The sequence below is a fragment of the Candidatus Amarolinea dominans genome (assembly GCA_016719785.1).
GTDB classification, from domain to species: domain Bacteria; phylum Chloroflexota; class Anaerolineae; order SSC4; family Amarolineaceae; genus Amarolinea; species Amarolinea dominans.
Genome location: JADJYJ010000007.1, coordinates 252827 through 270618 on the forward strand (window position 1 = coordinate 252827; position 17792 = coordinate 270618).

Below are 17792 nucleotides of genomic sequence, written 5' to 3' on the forward strand. Positions count from 1 at the left end.
ATGCTCCTTTAAGCATTCCTGAATCAAATAACGGCTGCCGCCTTCTCCAGGTTCTCGGCGCTTTCTTCACCCAGGACATGACCGTCCTTCAGGCGCACCACGCGGTCCGCATAACGGGCCACGGCCGGGTCGTGCGTCACCATCAGGATGGTGATGCCGGCCTCACGGTTGGCGCGCAGCATGATGTCCATGATCTCCTGGCCGGTGTGGCTGTCCAGGTTACCGGTCGGCTCGTCGGCCAGCAGAATGGTCGGCTGATTGACCAGCGCCCGCGCCAGCGCCACGCGCTGTTGCTCGCCGCCGGATAGCTCAGTCGGTTTGTGCCCCACACGCGCGGCCAGGCCCACCGCTTGCAGTAGATGCTGCGCCCGCCGCCGGCGCTCGACCGCCGCCACACGGGCAAACAGCATCGGAAACTCCACATTTTGCGCCGCGGTCATCGTCGAGACCAGGTTGAACGACTGGAAGAGAAAGCCGATGCACGTGCGCCGGTAGGCCGCCAGGTCATTTTCGTCCAATTCGCTTAGTTTCTGCCCGGACACCGTGATCTCACCGGCCGACGCCCGATCCAAGCCGCCGATCAGGTGCAGCAGGGTGGATTTGCCGGAGCCAGAGGTTCCCATCAGACAGCAGAACTCGCCTCGCGGCACGCGCAGGCTGACCCCGCGCAACGCATGCACCTGGGTCTTGCCCATCACGTAGATTTTTTGCAGGCCGCTAACCTCGATCATCATCGTCGAAGGCGTGCCCTGACCGTTGTCTGAATTTGCCATGGTTGCCATCGAAATCAACGCCTGCCGCGCTAAAAGCCCCGGGACAAGGCGCCCATCAGCAGACTGGGCGCAGCGCCCAGCAACAGGGAAAGCACGACGTAAATACTCATGATGATCAGCACCTTGTTGCGACTCAAACGCCCGCTGACCCACACCGCCATGCCCAGGAGAATGACGTACCAGAGCGAAAACAGATCCACGGTGCTCAGCAGCCCAGCAGCGAACCCCGTCGGCCCGCTGATGATCTGCTCGGCAGGCGTCATCAGGCCGGCCAGGCCGCTGCCCACGACCGGTGACCGGGTGCCGGCGATGAAGATGATCTGCAGCAGCGTGCGCAAGGCCAGGGGCAAACTGGCCCAGGCCGCGGTGCTGAACAGGCTGCCATACGTGTTCTGACCGCCAAAGGCCAGTCCGAGTAAGTGCAGGATACCTGCGCGAACCCCCCAGACCAGCAGCAGCGGCCCCAGCGCGGCCAGCAGCCCGAGGGAGATCGGCTGGGCTGTGGGGCCTTGCAGCGCTTCGGGCGGCAGGTTCTCGAATTCTTGCGGCGACAGCGTCTGGCGCATCTGTTCGATGCTTGCCTGGCGCCGCAGTTCAGTCACATAGGGCGCCTCGACCACCACCCGCAGCGCCAGCAGGCTGAGGATGACCAGCAGTGGGATCAGCAGCAGCCAGCGCCGGCCGTCGCGCACGGCCGTCAGCGCCATGCGGGGACGCACCCAAATCCACCAGAGCAGGGTAAACGGGTGCGGTCCCCGTGGGGCAGCAGGCAGGGCGGTTGCAGCCGCCGGGTCGAAAGAAAATGACATCGCGATGTCCTTTGTGGATGAAATCTGGCTGGACTGTATACTGCAAGCGGGAATAGACTTCACTTTTCCGCCTAAGGAAACAAACGCAATTCGTGCCCGCTTGCAGCATATTATAGCACAGCCGGGTTTATGCTCCCCAATTGGTGGCGCTGTAGTGCAAAAATAGCCTTACAGCAGGGGTTGACAAGAGACCGATCCGCGGGGACAATAGGCGCTGTCCATGACCATGATCCGCATACCACCGCCCACACGGGAGTCAACAAGGTCGAGAGGAGATCGGGTATGCCCGAAGCAAACGCAAATAACAGTGACTGGCAAGTCCATCAGACGCAGCCGGCCAGCCTGGCCGAGGTTCTACGTCGGGCCGACCAGGAAACCAGTCGCGGTACAACCGGGCGCTACACGATGATGCCCCTGGGGTATGAACCGCTCGATCGCCTGATCGGCGGCGGCGTTGGTCGCGGCGAGCTGGTCCTGTTCGGCGGCGCGCCCGGTGTGGGTAAGACGACCATGACCCTGCAAATGGCGCGCAACGTCGTCGCGTCATCACCCACGCGCGGCGCCATGTACGTCTGCTACGAACACGACCACATTGACCTTTCCAAGCGCCTGCTGTGCATGGAAAGCGCCCTGGCCGGGCTGCCAGAACCGCTCACGCTCTATCACCTGAACACGCTTTTTTTGGAAGCGGCGCGCTCGGGCCGTCCCATCACCTCAGCCCTGCGCGCCGACCCGCGGGTGGCGCCGATGCTGGCCCAGGTGGACCGCTATGGCAGCCGGCTGGAGATGGTCAAGGCCAATACCACCACCACCACGCTCGACGCCTTGCGCCAGATGGCCGGCGCGCTGGCCGCCCGCTTCCAGGGCGATTGCGTCTTTTTTGTGGACTACCTGCAGAAGATTCCGATCCATCCACGCGTCGCGAAAGACGAAGATGACAAGTCCACGATGGTGGCCGAAGGCCTGAAGGACATCGCCAACACCTTCAACATCCCGGTCCTGGCCGTGGCCGCGGCCGACCGCAAGGCGCTGCAAGGCGATCGCATTCGCCTGTTCGATCTGCGCGGCAGTTCCGCGCTCCAGTACGAGTCGGACGTCATCCTGATGCTGAACAACAAGTATGACATCGTCTCCCGTTCGCATCTGACCTACAGCCCGCACAAGGCCGAGGCGTACCGTAACTGGCTGATCGTGTCGCTGGAGAAGAACCGCGGCGGCCCTGGGGCCATCAACCTGGAATATCCGCTGCGCCTGGCTTACTGCTGCGTCTGGCCCGAAGGTCAATCGGTCAAAGAGAAGCTGATTGGAGACCGGGTAGAGCCGACCGGTTGAGTTGGCCGGTTATCGCCGCGCGCTCGTACATTACTTGCGTTCCGTTTTGGCGGTTTGCCCGGACGGTGCTAAAATCGTTGTCTGAATATGAATATGATGTAGCCTTATGACAGTTGGCGTTGATTGGGTCAGGCCGAGAGGAGGAAGACATGACGAAACGTAGATTCGCACAGGTCGCGCTCACGCTGCTTCTGCTGTTGGCGACTGCCGTGCCCGCCCTCGCTCTCCCCAGCGAGCAACCCGTTCTGAATGCGATCCATGTGGTGCAGGCGGGTGAAACCCTGGGCAGCATTGCCCAGCGCTACGGCACCACGGTGCAAGCGATCATGGCGGCCAATGGCCTTGCCAACGCCAACCTGGTTTACGTGGGTCAGCGGCTGCGCATCCCCGGCGCCAGTGCTGGGACCAGCGCCGGCACGACCACTGGGGTTTACGTGGTGCAGCCTGGCGATAGCCTGGGCGCCATTGCAGCGCGCTACAACACCACGGTCGCCAACCTGATGGCGCTGAACGGCATCACCAACGCCAGCCGGATCATCGTGGGCCAGCGTCTGCGGGTCAACGGCAGTGCGCCGGCCGCCGGCGGCAGCGCCACTACGACCGGCGCTCGCGTCCACGTGGTGGCGCGCGGCGATTCTTTGAGCGCCATAGCCGCCCGTTATGGCATAACGGTGTCCGCGGTCATGGCGGCCAACGGCATCCGCAGCGCCAACCTGATCATCGTTGGCCAACGCCTGCGTATTCCCAGTGCGGGGGCGACCAGCAGCAGCGGTGGCGCGACCACCTATCCGGGCGGCAGTCGCAATCTGCGCTTCCAGGTCAGCATCTCCGCGCAGCGCTGCCAACTGTACGCTGGCAACACGCTGCTCAACACCTGGCGTTGCTCCACCGGGCGTCAAGGTTCGGGCACCAAGGCCGGCACGTTCCGCGTGCAGAGCAAGATTCGCAACGCGTGGGGTTCGCGCTGGCAGTTCTGGATGCCCTATTGGCTGGGTATCTACTGGGCCGGTTCCAGCGAGAATGGAATTCATGGCCAGCCCTGGTATCCAAACGGGGGCCAGGTGTGGGCCGGATTGGTGGGCACCCCCATCACCTTTGGCTGCGTCATGTTGGACAACACAACGGCTGCCCAACTGTACAGCCTGGCCTACATCGGCATGCCGGTGGTCATTCGCTACTAGCCGATCTATCCCTGAAATCAAGAGACGCCAGAGGCCCTTGCCGCCGGGTGAGGGTCTCTTTTTGTGGGAATCATCTGAAGAAAATGAGCGGAAATATAAAAACATGACTGAACTAAATCTGACAACAAGAAACGACATCCGCAACATCGCCATCATTGCGCACGTGGATCATGGCAAAACCACGCTGGTGGATGCCATCCTCAAGCAGACGCGGGTCTTCCGCGACAACCAGACGGTGATAGATCGGGTGCTCGACTCGAACGATCTGGAGCGCGAGCGTGGCATCACGATTCTCGCCAAAAACACCGCGGTCTATTACAAGGATGTCAAGATCAACATCGTGGACACGCCCGGCCATGCCGATTTTGGGGGCGAGGTGGAGCGCGTGCTCAACATGGTGGATGGCGTTCTCCTGCTGGTGGATGCGGCCGAAGGGCCGATGCCGCAGACGCGCTTTGTGCTGCGCAAGGCGTTGGAATTGGGCCATCGCGCCATCGTCGTGGTCAACAAGGTGGATCGCAAGGACAGCCGGCCCGATTGGGTCACCAATGCCATCTTCGATCTCTTCATTGATCTGGGCGCCACCGACGAGCAGGCTTCTTATCCGGTCATCTACGCCATTGGCCAGAATGGGCGCGCTGGCGACACGCCGGAAGACCTGGCGCCTGACCTGACCCCTCTGCTCGACCGCATCCTGGAGTACCTGCCTGGCCCCTCCGTCAACATGGACGGCCCGGCGCAGATGCTCGTGACGCTGCTGGCCTACGACGACTACAAGGGCCGCATTGCGATCGGCCGCCTGTTTGCCGGACGAATGCGGCGCCTGCAACCGATGGCGGTGATTACGCCCAGCGGCCAGACGACCTTCGGGCGTCTGGCGCAGGTTTTTACGCACCAGGGCCTGCAGCGTGTCGAGCAGGAAGAGGTGGAGGCCGGCGACATTGTCGCGATCACCGGGCTGCCTGATGTCACCGTGTCCGAGACGATTGCCGATGCCAATGACCCGCACCCGCTGCCGCCCATCCGCATCGAAGAGCCGACGGTGCGCATGACCTTTGGCGTGAACACCAGCCCCTTCACCGGGCGTGAGGGCACCTGGAGCACCAGCCGCAAGCTGCGCGAGCGCCTGTTCAAGGAATTGGAGCACAACGTCAGCCTGCGCGTCAACGAGACCGACTCGGCCGAAATTTTCCTGGTGTCTGGACGCGGTGAATTACACCTGGTGATATTGATCGAAACGATGCGCCGTGAGGGCTATGAGTTCGAGGTGAGCAAGCCTGAGGTGATCTTCCGTACCGATGCAGAAACCGGCGAACGGTTGGAGCCGATCGAGGAAGCTTTCATCGAAGTGCCGGAACCGTGGCTGGGTGCGGTCGTGGAGATGTTGGGCATGCGGCGGGCACAGTTGCAGGACATGCGCCACAGCGAGAACAGCATCGTCTATTTGCACTACAAGGTGCCGACGCGCGGCCTGCTCGGATTTCGCAACGATTTCATGACCATGACCAAGGGGAACGGCATCCTCCACACCCTGTTTGCCGCGTACGAGCCGTTCTACGGGCCGATCGCCACGGGCACGCACGGTAGCTTGATCGCCTGGGAGGCGGGCATCGCGACGACCTATGGCCTGAAAAATGCCGAGGACCGCGGTATCCTGTTTATCGGCCCCAACCGGGATGTGTATGAAGGCATGATTGTGGGCCAGAACAGCCGCGACAGCGACATGGAAGTCAACGTTTGCAAGAAGAAGCAGTTGACTAACATGCGCGCATCCAGCAGCGAGATTCAGATTCGCCTGACGCCGCATCGCATCATGAGCCTGGATGACTGCATCGAGTTCGTTGCCGACGATGAGGTGGTTGAAGTGACGCCGCGCAACATTCGTATGCGCAAACGCATTTTAGCTTCGGACCAGAGACGTAAGGCCTCCAAGGACCGCGAGGGATAATCGAGTCTGAGAGGTTCAGACTCTAAATTCCCATTTTGGTTTCTGTAATGAGATGATCCACCACCGCGCGGATGTCGTGCGTCTTCTCGAACACTCTGAGCTGGCGGTCGGCGCTGGTGCCATGTTCGAGGATGCGGTAGATCGGCTCGATGGCTTCGCGGCTACCCAGTTCTTCCACCTGTTCGTCTACCAGGCGCAGGATCTCACGCACCAGTTGTCGCGTGGGCACCTCGACATTCTTGCCAAAATCAATCAATTTGCCATCAATGCCATGCTGCACGGCGCGACGTTTGTTTTCTTCGATGAAGTCGCGGCGGTAGATGCGGAAGGTGATGTTGCGCCGTCGCAGCTCCCACAACCAGGCCACCATGGCCTGGAAGAGGGCTGCAATCGCAATGGCCTCATCCACCCGCGTCACCATGTCGCACACGCGAAACTCAATGGTGGGGAAGGAGTAGTGCGGACGCACATCCCACCAAATTTTGGAGCCGTTGGGGATGCAGCCGGTGTTGATGAGCAGGTCAATGAAACGCTGAAATGCGCCCCATGACTCGAAGCGCTCTGGCACGCCGGAGCGCGGGAAATCCTCGAAGACGATGCTGCGATAGGACTTGAAGCCGGTATTTTGCCCCAGCCAGAAAGGCGAGCTGGTGGAGAGAGCCAGAACGTGCGGCAGCATGTAGCGCACGACGTTCATGCAATCAATCGCGAAGTCGCGATCTTCGATGCCGATGTGTACATGCATGCCGAAAATGAGCAGACGCTGCGCCAGGATTTGCATGTCCTGCACCACGCCCTTGTAGCGGTCGAACGGCGTGATTTCCTGCTGCGCCCAGTGCGAGAACGGATGCGTGGCCGCGGCCACAATCGCCAGGTTGTGCTCTGCAGCCAGGCTGATGATGGACGCACGCTGGCTGCGCAGCTCGTCCGCCAGTTGTGTCACGTTCTGGCAGATGGGCGTGCCTAGCTCTACCATGGATTGGTGCATCTCTGGCTTGATGCCATGCTCTTTGAGCACCCCTTTTTCCACGTTCTGGGCGCCGGTCTGCTCCATCAGTTCGGTGATGGCGGCCTTCAGATCGCCCGAGGAGGGATCAATGATCTGATATTCTTCTTCGACGCCAATGGTCAGTGATGGTCGCTTTACCATAAATAGTCCTCTCAGTCCAACCCCTTGCGTGTTTCGGCAATCAAATAGTCTACCACGGCCCGCAAGTCATGGTTGTTCTCCTCGTAGATGCGCAACTGACGGTCGGCGCTGGTGCCCTGTTCGATGATCGAATAGGCGAACTCGAGCTCCTCGCGGCTACCCAGTTCATCCACTACGGGGTCAACCAGACGTAACAGCTCGCGCACCAGTTGCTTGGCAGAGAACTGCTGTTCCTTGCCAAAGTCCACCAGCTTGCCATCCAGGCCGTAGCGCACGGCGCGCCATTTGTTTTCGGCGACCAGGCTGCGCGTGTAGTCGCGGAACATCATGTTGTGGCGCCGCAGTTCCACCAGCCAGGCCACGGTGGCCTGCACCAGTGCGGCCACGGCCAGCGCTTCATCTATGGTGGTGCAGGCGTCGAAGACACGGAATTGCAGCGTGGGCAGGCGCCAATGGGGCCGCAAATCCCAGTAGATCTGGCGTTCGTGATCAATGCAGTGGGTAGCCAGCAGCATGTCAACGTACTGGCGGTATTCACTCCACGAGGCGAAGTGGTGCGGGATGCCGCTGCGCGGCAAGTTTTCAAGCAGCACGTTGCGGTACGATTTCAACCCGGTGTTGCGACCGCTCCAAAATGGCGAGCTGGTGCTGAGAGCCAGCATGTGCGGCACCATGTAGCGGATGACATTCATCACGTCAATGCACAGTTCCGGGTCTTCGATGCCGATATGCACATGCGTGCCGAAGATCAGGAGTCGCTGCGCCAGCATGTCACGTCCCGACACCAAACCCTCGATGTGACCGGGGCGCGGAATGCCGGGTGTGCGCCAGGAGGTGATCGGGTGCGTGCCGGCCAGGGCCACCACATACCCGCGCTTCTCGGCCAGTTTCATGACGCCCAGCCGCTGCTGCACCAGGGCCTGGCGCGCTTCTTTGATGTTGGCACACACAGGCGTGCCCATCTCCAGCGTGGCCGGCAATTCCACCAGGACGTCCCCCTGCGCATCCTGTTCGCGCAGGATAAGCCGCTCGCTATCCATCACGCGCGAGATGATCGAACGCAGTTCGCGCGTCTCCGGGTCAATGATCTGGTATTCTTCGCTAATGCCAATGTTCAGGCTGGGCTGTTGGGCCATCGCGTGCCTCCCGTTAAATCTTCTGCCATTCCCTGCGGTTCGAGATGCACCGTGGATCACACCACGAAGGTGGGAATCGTTGAACCGCCTCCGGCGGTCACGTTGAGTAGTGTCACCGTGGAGAGTCGGGTCAGGCAGCCGCCAATCATGCGCCCATGAAACACAAAGGGGTCGCAATCCACCAGGCGCCGACTGATCTCCACCTGTCCGTTACTGGTCAAGGTCGGGTAGTCCTCGTAGGCGATTTTCACCCGCTCCTGCAGGACGGCATTCTCCGGCAGACCGGTCTGCAGGGCCTGCTCCCAGGCCGTGCGATCGGTTTCCCAACCGATGACAACGCCTTTGCCGCCATATTCATCGTTTGGTTTGATGACCAGGCGGTCTTTGTTCTCCAGCGCAAAGGGCAGCAGATCCACTTCCTGGCCGTGGAAGAGAGTCTTGCGCTCTTCGATCATGCGCGTCCACGGAATGTGGGCGGCGAGGGTGGCCTGTTCGGCGCGCGTGAAGAAGTGCTGATTGCGTTCATCGCTGACCACGGCAAAACTGGCCTTTTTGTGCAACAGCTTGCAGCGGAAGGGGTTCATCATGCAGATTTTGCCATCGGCCAGCGCATGGATGATCGGATGATTCAGGCCGTAGTGCTCCAGCAGCTCGGTGGACAGCACACGCTTATAGATGAAATCAACCGCCAGCCCCCCACCGGCGCCGTGCGCGATCATGGCGCCGTGACGATACTCCAGCTCGTCCGGACTGACGATGACAGACTGGATGCCCTGCCGGGCGAAGTATTCCTGGAACAGGATGAACTCGTTGGCCGTGGGGACGCCGTGCCAATCCACAATCGCGATGGTGGGCAGCGCCCCGCGGTTGCCGCGCCAGGCGTAGTAGATCTCCAGGATGGCATCTACCGCGTGCTGGCGCGCCCACAGTGGTTGCAGGGGGTAGCGCTCCTGGAACTTCCTGAGCAGCGGCGTCTGCAGAAAGACCTCGGAGAGGACATCCTCGTAGGCCATGGCCGCCGGGCTTTCGGCGTTGTACTCGACGAAATGCAGCGTGCCGTCATGGCTGAAGAAGGAATCGAGGCGCGCGGTGGGCACCGGTGTATCATAGCCGGTCTCCAGCGTGATCAAATACTCTTCGGTAGGCGTCAGCGCCACCTGCTGCCGTAACGAGGCATCGGCCATCATGGCGCTGTAGATTTTGTTGAACGCGCTCAGCAGCTGTTCACACACGCCCACGACGTAGTCCCATTGCGCTTGCGTCAGCAGGTGGGGTCGCAAAACGGTGCATAGCGGGCGGTCGCCGAAAAACAGACGGCGGTCGCGCATTCCCTGTTCCAGCTCGCTCCAGGTTGCGGCTGCCATGGCCGGCGTACACAGATCGTGGTAGTACGCGATGACATCGGTGATGTTGGTCTCGGCGCTCATTGGCCCTTCCTCTGTAATCTACGGTCGTACCAGCTTGCCCCACGGGTACTGGTAGCCCTGCCAGACAGGCTGGGTGGCCCGGCTGATGACCAGGTCGCTCATGGCATTGAGCGCCCATTCGAAATAGTGCGGTGTCAGGGAGTAGATGTCCATGTCGGGCGCCGGGTTCATGAAGTCAATGGCATAGGGTACCCCATCGCGCACCGCAAATTCGACCGTATTCATATCGTAGCCCAGCGCCCGGTTGAGCAGACGGGCGTCATGCACCACGCGCCGGCCCAGATCAGGGTCCAAGTGTGCATGTTCCACATGATACTTGCGCTCGTGCGGGTCATACTTCATGGGTAGGATGGTCTCCTGGCCGATGCACATGCAGCGCACGTAGTGATCCCACGCGATGAATTCCTGCACAATCATACACAACTGATCGCTCTGGTCGTAATGGTAGATCAGCTCATCAATCGTGTTGACCTTGTAGACATCGCGCCAGCCGCCGCCCCAGGCATCCTTCAGGATGGCAGGCATCCCCACGTAGTCGGCAATGGCCTGCCAGTCAATCGGGTATTTCAAGTTGCGCAGGCTTTCGCTGACGACGCCCGGAACGTAGCCCTTGTTGGGAAGCACCACCGTGCGCGGGCTGGCGACGCCAAGTTTCGTGGCCAACGACGCCTCGAAGAATTTATCGTCAGCCGACCACCAGAAGGGGTTATTGATGACGTACGTACCCTGCAAGATGGCATTCTTCAGATAGGTGCGATAGTATTTGATCTCATGCGAGATGCGATCTACGATCACCGCGTACTCATTCGGCTCGTTCTGCACCGTGCCGCCGAGTTTGACATACTCCGCGTGGACGCCGACATTGCGGCGGTTGACTTCTTCGATGAAAGCGGGGGGGAAAGACCACTCACGGCCCACCATGACGCCAACTTTTTTGATGTCTGTCATCTATTCCTCCTGCATGATGTTGTATGCGGACGGCTGGCCGCTTGACTGTCAAGCGCTCGGTCAGCACGTAGCTGCTTGCGGCGACCATTCAGGCGCCGCCGATGTACCTGCGGATCATTTGCTGCCAGTAGGGCCAATCGTGCGCCCATCCGTTCCACGACCGAAAAGCGTGCCAGATATTCTTGCTCCACAGCGCACTGGATAGCTCGCGATTGTTCTGGTATGCCGGGTCATGCTCACCGATGACCATGATCAGGTCAACTTTTTTGATCTGCTCAAGCCGTCCGGAGTCATGCTCATTGGGCACGTAGTCACTGGGGTTGTTGGAGTAAATGTTATCGTCGTCATAGCCATCGAAGAAACCGCGCATCTGATACTTGCCGCTCAACCCAATGGCTCGGTTGACCAGTTCCGGGTGGCGCAGGGCAAAGTTGATGGCGTGGTAGGCTCCGAAGCTGCAGCCATGGACAATGGTAAACGGTGTCAGGTTCTTGGACCACACGAAGGGCAGCAACTCGTGGATCAGGTATTGCTCGTATTGGAGGTGGCGCACGATGCGCCCGCTAGGATGTGCCGCGCGCGCGTAGAAACTCTCGGCATCCACGCTGTCCACGCAAAAGAGCTGCAATCTGCCGCTCTCGATGTGATCGCCAAGCGCCGCGACCATGCTCCGGTCTTCATATTCAAAGAAACGGGCGCGCGAGGTTGGAAAGACAATCATGCGCGCCCCCCCGTGCCCGAAGACCAGCAATTCCATCTCCCGGTTCAGCGTTGGGCTATACCATTTGTAGTATTCACGATTCATGGGTTCTCTTCCTCTTTCCCATCTTCCCTCCCCATCAAGAAAATTGGCCGTGCTGCTGATCGCGCGTTCAGCTTGCCGGCTCGACAAAGGCCAGGGGAAAATCAATCGTTGACCGGTGCAGCGTCACATCGCCACGCGTGAGGAGGAAATGGGCCTGGTAGATCGCGGCAGGCTGCGGCGCCTGGCGCAAGTGCAAGGTGTAGGCAACTTCCTGCTCGCGTACCTCTATCACGCTTAGAGTTGCGACCTGGTTGCCCGCAGGGTCGGTAATGATCACATCCAGGTTGGGATACTCGGCAAACGCGCTGAGCGCCACGCGCAGCCATAGCCGGCCCAGGTCAGGGTAGGGATAAACAACCGCCGCCATAATCTGTGGTGCCTGGTCTTCCCAGTTGATCTGTATTTGCATGATTCACGAGTGCGACGCAGTTCGGATTTTAGCTTGCAGAATGATGACCCCGCGGTTTGCTAACATAGGCTGTCTGATCCACGCGTCAGCCCAGGAGGCGGGAGTGGGTGGGAGTCGAACCCACCACGGCCGCTTCGAGCACCCGTCACCGGTTTTGAAGACCGGGGAGCCCACCGGGACCCATCCACCCCCATTGCAGCGATGGGGATAATACAATGCTTTGCACGATTCGTCAAAGTCCGGCTGAACGTCCAGGCCGCGAGACAAGAGGGTTCAAGGAGGTACAAGAAGGCGCTAAAGAGGTTCAAGGCAGCGCCGGGCTGCAAAGCGCGTCGGATTCGCCTGCAAGAAAGAGACGCTGTTCATCTCTTTGAGCATAGCGAGGCGTGAAGAGCCCTGTAACAAAGTTTGGACTGACGGTGTCATGATAACGAATCGTGGCTCCACCCCGGGTGGCTGTCCAGACGGCTCGCAAGCGCATGGCCGGGGCAGCGAGTAACAAAGCGCAGGCAAAGCGCCGGGATTTAGTACAAACGTGGTACTGGACAAATTCACGGCCCTGTGTTAAAATCGTGTGGCTGAGCATGTAGGCTGATGGCCAAGCTCGCTTCCCCACACACCAATTTCTCACCTTCAGATTTCTGTATTAGGAGGCGCAACATGAATCGTGTAACCCTCGGGCGACTGGCAGCCGTGGTGGGGCTACTAGCTCTCTTGGTCGTAGCTACTGCGGCCCCCGCGCTCCCGGCATCACCAGACGCCGGAACTCTAGCCGTAGGCTCTGGTGCGCAAGTGTGGAATGGACACAACTGCGCAGTGCCTGTGGCAATCAACGTCAGCGGCCTGAGCGCCGGCCTGGGTGGCTATGAGACCAAACTCAGTTGGGCCGCCGGTCGCTTCAGCTCAGCCGATGCTGACATTTCCATCAACATTGGCGCTTACCTCACCAACGGCGGCACCCGCCAACAGACTGGTGACAGCAGCACACCGGCCCTCAAGGCCGTCTCTACCGACGCCGTCAAATGGGGTGGTTACTCCTGGGGCGCCGGCAATCCTCCGGGCAACGCGGCTGACGGCCTCCTCTCCACCGTGAGCGTCAAGCCTTCTGCCACGTGTGGCTCCGCCGCCGTGACCCTGGCCGAGACCCAGTTGGTTGACATCAATGGCACCGTCATTGCCCTGACCAATCAGACCGGCGGCTCGGTAGCTGTGTTCAGCCGCTACGACACCAGCGCCGGCGGCCCGCTGATCAACTCACTGGATGTCAATGCGGTGGTTGGCAAGGTTGGACAGGCTGTCGGTGCGGCATGCGCTGTCGGTGGCAACTACCGTTACGATGCATCGGTGGGTGGCCCACTGATCAATTCACTGGATGTCAACGCGGTTGTAGCCAAAGTCGGTCAAAACACGACGACAGCGTGCGTAAGCTAAGATCTTTGATATGTATTGACTCACCTACTGCCCCAGACTGTTCTCCAAACAGATCAGTTTGGACGCATGGGCGAGTCAATGTTTCTTGCTTTGTTCAGATTCCGTTCACTATCGTCAGAGGAGGAATGTCATGATGATTAAACGCCGATTTATTATTCTCGGTGCGTTGGTCGCCCTGCTGCTGGTTGCGTCCATGGCCAGCGCCAGCCCGGCCGCTCCTGGAGCGCCAACCCTGCGTTGGCGTGCAACGGCCAATCCGAGTGTTGCAGAGATCCGCGCCGACGGCATTACAGACGGCGGCACCGCCGGTAATGGCGCCATCTCGTGGGACATCTACTTCCGCTTGCCGGCGAGTGTGTCCATGCCGTACCCGACCATCACTATTGTCCCTGGGCCAGCGTGGACTGCCATGTCTCCGTGCAGTTTTACGACGGTTGTGGCGCCGGGTCAACCGGGTGTAGGCGGCGTAGGCAGCAATGGATACTACATCAGTGGTTTCTGTACTGCTACTCCGACCACTCCTGTGACCGGTAGTGACGTCTTAATTGCAACACTCACCTTTAGCGGCTGTCCGGCTACTGGGTTCCTCATGGACATGGACAGCGGCGATGATGCGTTCGGCGACGAGGTGACCGACGTTGTTGACCGCTTCAACGATCCGTACTTCCCCTCGGATGCTGAACTGACCGACGGCGGCGCGTGCGGCAATCCCACGGCCGTGCAGTTGGCGAACATCACGGCCGGCCCGGTGGCGCCGATGACCAACGCCCTCTACCCGGCCATGGCCGGCGTTGCGGCCCTGTTGGCGATGGCTGGCGTGGCCTTCAAGGGCATGCGCAAGCACTAGACTGTTGCGTCTTCGTGACTGACGGGGGTAGCCTTGCCGACAGGGCTGCCCCTGTTGTTTTTCTACTCATCCGCGGACCGACCATGAAACGTTTTCTTCCTGCTCTGCCGCCATTTCTGGCTGCCTGTCTGATTCTGCTCCTGCTGCCCTGGCTGGCCGCGGCCTCCCCCGGCCCCACCACCCTGTCTGTCAAGCCGATAGATGCCACCACCTCCCAAATCATCGCGCACAACGTGGGCACCAACCCCGGCGCGCAACCGGCCATCTCGTGGGACATCTACTTCAATTTTCCACAGAGCCGTGGACGCCTGGTGGGGATCACGCCCGGGCCTGACTGGGAGGCGCTCGACTGCGGTTTCACCACGAACATCTCCACTAGCGAGACCTCAGCGGCGCTGGCTGCCAATGACATCATGATCAACGGCTTCTGCACCACGCGCATCCCGGCCGGCCTGGTCAAGGATGTGCTGGTCATCGCCACTCTGCACTGGGCAGACTGCCGCGAGGGTTTTGTGGTTGATTTGCGTACCGGCGCCCAGCAATTTGGTGAAGGGGTCAGCGACATCATTGACGTCAACAATGAGCCTTACACCTTCACCGACGCGGATCTCTTCGATGGCGGCGCCTGTGGCGACCAGACCGAAGGCATCCAGACCACGATTGACAGCCCTGTTGCGCAAGCGTCTCCCCTGGCTACCTCGGCCCCTATCCTGGCGCTGCTCGTCGGCGGCATCATTTTGCTTGCGGCTGCGCTGATCGCTTTCCTGCGCACACGCAGGCCTTGAACACCAACGAATCGGAGGAGATTGATGCGACTGACACGCACGACAAGCTACCTGGTTATTGCCCCTGCTGCTCCTGCCCGCCACCGTCCTGCCCGCCACCGTCCTGGCCGCGGGCGCGATCGTTACCCTCAACTCGCCGCCAGCCGGCGTCGTGGCTGGCAGTGAATTCACGACCGATGTCACCATCGAAGGCGCGGAGGCGGTCCTGGGTTTCCAGTTCGACGTGCTCTACGATGCCAACCTGGTGGAATTGAGCGATTTCGATCTCGGCCCCTGGCTGGGCAGCTCTGGCCGCAGCCCGGCCAAGCTCGGCCCCGCCCTGGCCAAAGAGGGCGGCCGCGCCACCATTGGCGCCTATACCCTGGGTCAGCAAGCCGGCGCCGGTGGTGATGGCCTGATGGTCACGCTGCGCTGGAAGGCCAAAGCCAACGGCAACCTGGATCTGCAACTGCAGAAGCTGCAACTGGCCGGCGCGGGTGGCACAGCCTTGCCGGGCGAAATCAGCGCGGGTAAGGTCAGCGTGGCCACGGCGGCTACCCCTGCCTCCATCAACAACGCGCAATCTCTGCTCTTGGGCGCAGGCATCTTGCTCGTCGGGGTTGTCGCGTTTCTCTTGCTGCGCCGGCGTCGGCCCTGAACCGCGCGCCGATGGCAACAAAAAAGCCAGGCTTTGCCCAAAAGCCTGGCTTTTTTGTTGCAGTTATACTGCAAGCGGGAATAGACTTCACTTTTCCGATTAAGGAAACAGGCGCAATTCGTGCCCGCTTGCAGTACACATCACACAGCTACCAAGACGAGACGTCATCGTCATCCCCATCGTCGCTCCAGTCGTCTTCATCTTCTTCATCTTCATCGTCTTCTTCATCCATCCAGTCCTCGTCCTCATCCAGGTCGAGATCCAGATCGTCGTCTTCCCATTGGTCTTCAGTTGTGTCCGCAGCTACCTGGCCCACTTCTTCGTAGGTCAAACAATAGCCTTCTTCGCTCAGGCGAATCGTCTCGGCAGCACAGAAACCGTCATCCCAGTTGCCACAGTCCGAGAGTGGGCACAGAATCTTGGTCATAGAGAGTGTCTCCTTTTGGCGAGGTTACGCTGAAATCGCTGCTTCTACGCCCTCGTAGTCCTCGTCGCTCTCATCGAGATCGTCGAAGTCCTCGAAGTTGTCCTCTTCGTATTCGAAGTATTCAAAGGCCTCAGTCGGCGCATCACATTCAGGGCAGTGGTCAGGCCGTTTTTGCCCCGGTGCAATGTACCCACATTCCATACATTCCCATTCACCCATGAATTAGGGTTTCTCCTTGGTCACAACGTTCAGCAATGCGTGCCGTGACGCGCCCGCTTGCCGTGCAATTGTCGGTCGGAAACAGATTGGCCACGCCTGGCGTGGCGGGCGCACGGCTGGTGCGCACTGGACTTCCTCGCTGACATTCGAGCACGAGGATCGAAGTTATTCTAACCGCTTTTAGTGAATTGTCAAACCTCTCTGCGCACGACGTTGGCTGTGCTGCCTGGCCGCCTCTTGTGTCCGCTAGCGGGACCTCAAATTGCCCGCGACGGCAGAGGCGATGACATCCGCATACTGCCGGCCTGCGGCCTCCCCCTCCGCGCTCAGCCCATAGACCCCGCGCGTCACGCGCTGAAACCAGCCGTAATGATTGTGCTGCAGGATGGCCGCAACATTGGCCTGCCCCAGCGCGGTCTTGATCTCGCCCAGCGGGCTGGCGCCATGCTCCTGCAGATACCCCACAATGCGCAACACCAGCAGGCGATAGGCGGTGACCAATGGGCGCCGTGTGCTTCCGCCCGTGTTGAAGTCACCGCTGCGCCCGTCGAACTCGCCTGCAACCTGTGCTTGCTTGGCTCGGCGAGTGCGGGGCGCTTGCTCGACCCCTGCTTCCAACACCACTTCGACCAACGGCGGTTCCATTCTGAAATTGACGATCAGCAGTCCCAAGCCAAGCCGTTGACATAACTGCTGGACTTCGCGCCACCGTGACGTCCGCTGTTTGCGTCCCGGCGCCTCGATCGCCACATAGACATGATTCGTCACCTGTTGGCGTCGCAGCCCTTGCAGCACCAGCGTCAGGTTGAAGGCAATCTTCATCTCCACGACCAGCAACCGCACGTCCCGCCGTGCCACCAGATCACAGTCCTTGACCTCGCCACGCACCTCGTAGCCTTGTTGCTCGAAGAACCGCTTGAGCGGCGCGTACAGGTCACTCTCTTGCCGAATCGCCATGCTGCGATTATAACGGGCACCGGGCCTGGGCTGCAAATTGACCTCAGACTCGAATTTGCCAAGTCGCCCTGTTCGTCGTAAGATATTTACCGGGTGCCCTGGCGTCTGCGTGGCGTGGTTTACGCTGCGCAGGGCAGGCCAATTAGTTTGTAAAGGAGATCATCACGACGATGAAAAGTCTACTGAAATGGCTGCTGCCCCTGGCCTTGATTGCAGCCGCCATCATGATTCTGCGCAAGATCCTGGGCGAACAGAAGGCGATTGACTTGAGCGGCGCAGAAAACACAGGCCCGTCAGAAGCCGAAGCGTTGAAAGAGACTGAACTGGGCGGCGACCTCAGCCCGGACCTGTTGAAGATCCTGGTATGCCCGTTGGACAGGGGGCCTCTGACCCTCAGCGCGGATGGCAAATGGCTCATCAACCCCCGCAATGGCTACCGGTATCCCATTCGTGACGGCATCCCCGTGATGTTGATTGACGAAGGGCGCAAGTATCAGGATGCCAGCCTGATCGCCCAACCCGCGTAAATTCGAGCTGGCCCGGAACGTCTCCGCGACTGGCAGCACGCCGG

At 60.3% G+C, this 17792-nt stretch carries 19 protein-coding genes and 1 tRNA gene; 8 read left to right on the top strand and 12 right to left on the bottom strand.

What is annotated here, in order from left to right:
- Positions 1–23 precede the first annotated feature (23 nt).
- Entirely contained in the window at positions 24–773 is a 750-nt protein-coding gene (locus IPM84_10895; GenBank protein ID MBK9093268.1) for an ABC transporter ATP-binding protein, read from the bottom strand.
- Positions 774–802: 29 nt separating this feature from the next.
- Entirely contained in the window at positions 803–1582 is a 780-nt protein-coding gene (locus IPM84_10900) for a YIP1 family protein (GenBank protein MBK9093269.1), read from the bottom strand.
- A 282-nt stretch (positions 1583–1864) separates the two neighbouring features.
- Here IPM84_10900 and IPM84_10905 point away from each other — a divergent pair, with 282 nt between their 5' ends.
- The 3 genes from IPM84_10905 (at position 1865) to typA (ending at position 6043) form a co-directional block, all read left to right on the top strand.
- Entirely contained in the window at positions 1865–2914 is a 1050-nt protein-coding gene (locus IPM84_10905) for an AAA family ATPase (GenBank protein MBK9093270.1), read from the top strand.
- Positions 2915–3063: 149 nt separating this feature from the next.
- Complete coding sequence (locus tag IPM84_10910; protein MBK9093271.1) at positions 3064–4095, top strand: LysM peptidoglycan-binding domain-containing protein; 1032 nt, start codon at positions 3064–3066, stop codon at positions 4093–4095.
- A 103-nt stretch (positions 4096–4198) separates the two neighbouring features.
- Complete coding sequence (typA, locus tag IPM84_10915) at positions 4199–6043, top strand: translational GTPase TypA (protein ID MBK9093272.1); 1845 nt, start codon at positions 4199–4201, stop codon at positions 6041–6043.
- A 22-nt stretch (positions 6044–6065) separates the two neighbouring features.
- On the opposite strand, the gene IPM84_10920 is transcribed toward typA, so the two are convergent.
- The 7 genes from IPM84_10920 to IPM84_10950 form a co-directional block, all read right to left on the bottom strand.
- Positions 6066–7193: a carboxylate-amine ligase gene (locus IPM84_10920; GenBank protein MBK9093273.1), complete on the bottom strand. Its 1128-nt coding sequence runs from the start codon at positions 7191–7193 to the stop codon at positions 6066–6068.
- An 11-nt stretch (positions 7194–7204) separates the two neighbouring features.
- A complete protein-coding gene (locus IPM84_10925; protein MBK9093274.1) occupies positions 7205–8329 on the bottom strand; it encodes a carboxylate-amine ligase in 1125 nt (374 codons plus the stop codon).
- Positions 8330–8385: 56 nt separating this feature from the next.
- Positions 8386–9756, bottom strand: a complete 1371-nt coding sequence (locus tag IPM84_10930; protein MBK9093275.1) for a hypothetical protein — start codon at positions 9754–9756, stop codon at positions 8386–8388.
- An 18-nt stretch (positions 9757–9774) separates the two neighbouring features.
- A complete protein-coding gene (locus IPM84_10935; protein MBK9093276.1) occupies positions 9775–10704 on the bottom strand; it encodes a hypothetical protein in 930 nt (309 codons plus the stop codon).
- 88 nt (positions 10705–10792) lie between these two features.
- On the bottom strand, positions 10793–11509 hold the full coding sequence (locus IPM84_10940) for an esterase family protein (protein ID MBK9093277.1): 717 nt from the start codon (positions 11507–11509) through the stop codon (positions 10793–10795).
- Positions 11510–11576: 67 nt separating this feature from the next.
- Complete coding sequence (locus IPM84_10945; GenBank protein MBK9093278.1) at positions 11577–11918, bottom strand: hypothetical protein; 342 nt, start codon at positions 11916–11918, stop codon at positions 11577–11579.
- A 98-nt stretch (positions 11919–12016) separates the two neighbouring features.
- A tRNA-Sec gene (locus IPM84_10950) sits at positions 12017–12110 on the bottom strand.
- A gap of 468 nt (positions 12111–12578) precedes the next feature.
- Here IPM84_10950 and IPM84_10955 point away from each other — a divergent pair.
- The 4 genes from IPM84_10955 to IPM84_10970 all read left to right on the top strand — a co-directional run bounded on the left by IPM84_10955 (position 12579) and on the right by IPM84_10970 (position 15618).
- Positions 12579–13349: a hypothetical protein gene (locus IPM84_10955; protein MBK9093279.1), complete on the top strand. Its 771-nt coding sequence runs from the start codon at positions 12579–12581 to the stop codon at positions 13347–13349.
- Positions 13350–13479: 130 nt separating this feature from the next.
- Positions 13480–14196 (top strand): hypothetical protein, encoded by a 717-nt coding sequence (locus IPM84_10960; protein ID MBK9093280.1) that lies wholly within the window; start codon positions 13480–13482, stop codon positions 14194–14196.
- Between the two features lie 83 nt (positions 14197–14279).
- Entirely contained in the window at positions 14280–14981 is a 702-nt protein-coding gene (locus tag IPM84_10965) for a hypothetical protein (protein ID MBK9093281.1), read from the top strand.
- A gap of 58 nt (positions 14982–15039) precedes the next feature.
- The gene (locus IPM84_10970; GenBank protein MBK9093282.1) at positions 15040–15618 is read left to right on the top strand and encodes a hypothetical protein; all 579 of its coding nucleotides are present in this window, start codon (positions 15040–15042) and stop codon (positions 15616–15618) included.
- Between the two features lie 148 nt (positions 15619–15766).
- On the opposite strand, the gene IPM84_10975 is transcribed toward IPM84_10970, so the two are convergent.
- The 3 genes from IPM84_10975 to IPM84_10985 form a co-directional block, all read right to left on the bottom strand.
- Positions 15767–16045 carry a hypothetical protein gene (locus tag IPM84_10975; GenBank protein ID MBK9093283.1) on the bottom strand — a complete coding sequence of 93 codons (279 nt, stop codon included), beginning with the start codon at positions 16043–16045 and terminating at the stop codon, positions 15767–15769.
- 24 nt (positions 16046–16069) lie between these two features.
- A complete protein-coding gene (locus tag IPM84_10980) occupies positions 16070–16264 on the bottom strand; it encodes a hypothetical protein (GenBank protein MBK9093284.1) in 195 nt (64 codons plus the stop codon).
- A 246-nt stretch (positions 16265–16510) separates the two neighbouring features.
- Positions 16511–17221 carry a hypothetical protein gene (locus IPM84_10985; protein ID MBK9093285.1) on the bottom strand — a complete coding sequence of 237 codons (711 nt, stop codon included), beginning with the start codon at positions 17219–17221 and terminating at the stop codon, positions 16511–16513.
- Positions 17222–17445: 224 nt separating this feature from the next.
- Here IPM84_10985 and IPM84_10990 point away from each other — a divergent pair, with 224 nt between their 5' ends.
- A complete protein-coding gene (locus IPM84_10990) occupies positions 17446–17748 on the top strand; it encodes a Trm112 family protein (protein ID MBK9093286.1) in 303 nt (100 codons plus the stop codon).
- Positions 17749–17792 lie beyond the last annotated feature (44 nt).

Coding starts and splice junctions, on each gene's coding strand:
- IPM84_10895 (MBK9093268.1), bottom strand. CDS start 773: ATGGCAAATTCAGACAACGGTCAGGGCACGCCTTCGACGATGATGATC.
- IPM84_10900 (MBK9093269.1), bottom strand. CDS start 1,582: ATGTCATTTTCTTTCGACCCGGCGGCTGCAACCGCCCTGCCTGCTGCC.
- IPM84_10905 (MBK9093270.1), top strand. CDS start 1,865: ATGCCCGAAGCAAACGCAAATAACAGTGACTGGCAAGTCCATCAGACG.
- IPM84_10910 (MBK9093271.1), top strand. CDS start 3,064: ATGACGAAACGTAGATTCGCACAGGTCGCGCTCACGCTGCTTCTGCTG.
- typA (MBK9093272.1), top strand. CDS start 4,199: ATGACTGAACTAAATCTGACAACAAGAAACGACATCCGCAACATCGCC.
- IPM84_10920 (MBK9093273.1), bottom strand. CDS start 7,193: ATGGTAAAGCGACCATCACTGACCATTGGCGTCGAAGAAGAATATCAG.
- IPM84_10925 (MBK9093274.1), bottom strand. CDS start 8,329: ATGGCCCAACAGCCCAGCCTGAACATTGGCATTAGCGAAGAATACCAG.
- IPM84_10930 (MBK9093275.1), bottom strand. CDS start 9,756: ATGAGCGCCGAGACCAACATCACCGATGTCATCGCGTACTACCACGAT.
- IPM84_10935 (MBK9093276.1), bottom strand. CDS start 10,704: ATGACAGACATCAAAAAAGTTGGCGTCATGGTGGGCCGTGAGTGGTCT.
- IPM84_10940 (MBK9093277.1), bottom strand. CDS start 11,509: ATGAATCGTGAATACTACAAATGGTATAGCCCAACGCTGAACCGGGAG.
- IPM84_10945 (MBK9093278.1), bottom strand. CDS start 11,918: ATGCAAATACAGATCAACTGGGAAGACCAGGCACCACAGATTATGGCG.
- IPM84_10955 (MBK9093279.1), top strand. CDS start 12,579: ATGAATCGTGTAACCCTCGGGCGACTGGCAGCCGTGGTGGGGCTACTA.
- IPM84_10960 (MBK9093280.1), top strand. CDS start 13,480: ATGATGATTAAACGCCGATTTATTATTCTCGGTGCGTTGGTCGCCCTG.
- IPM84_10965 (MBK9093281.1), top strand. CDS start 14,280: ATGAAACGTTTTCTTCCTGCTCTGCCGCCATTTCTGGCTGCCTGTCTG.
- IPM84_10975 (MBK9093283.1), bottom strand. CDS start 16,045: ATGACCAAGATTCTGTGCCCACTCTCGGACTGTGGCAACTGGGATGAC.
- IPM84_10980 (MBK9093284.1), bottom strand. CDS start 16,264: ATGGGTGAATGGGAATGTATGGAATGTGGGTACATTGCACCGGGGCAA.
- IPM84_10985 (MBK9093285.1), bottom strand. CDS start 17,221: ATGGCGATTCGGCAAGAGAGTGACCTGTACGCGCCGCTCAAGCGGTTC.
- IPM84_10990 (MBK9093286.1), top strand. CDS start 17,446: ATGATTCTGCGCAAGATCCTGGGCGAACAGAAGGCGATTGACTTGAGC.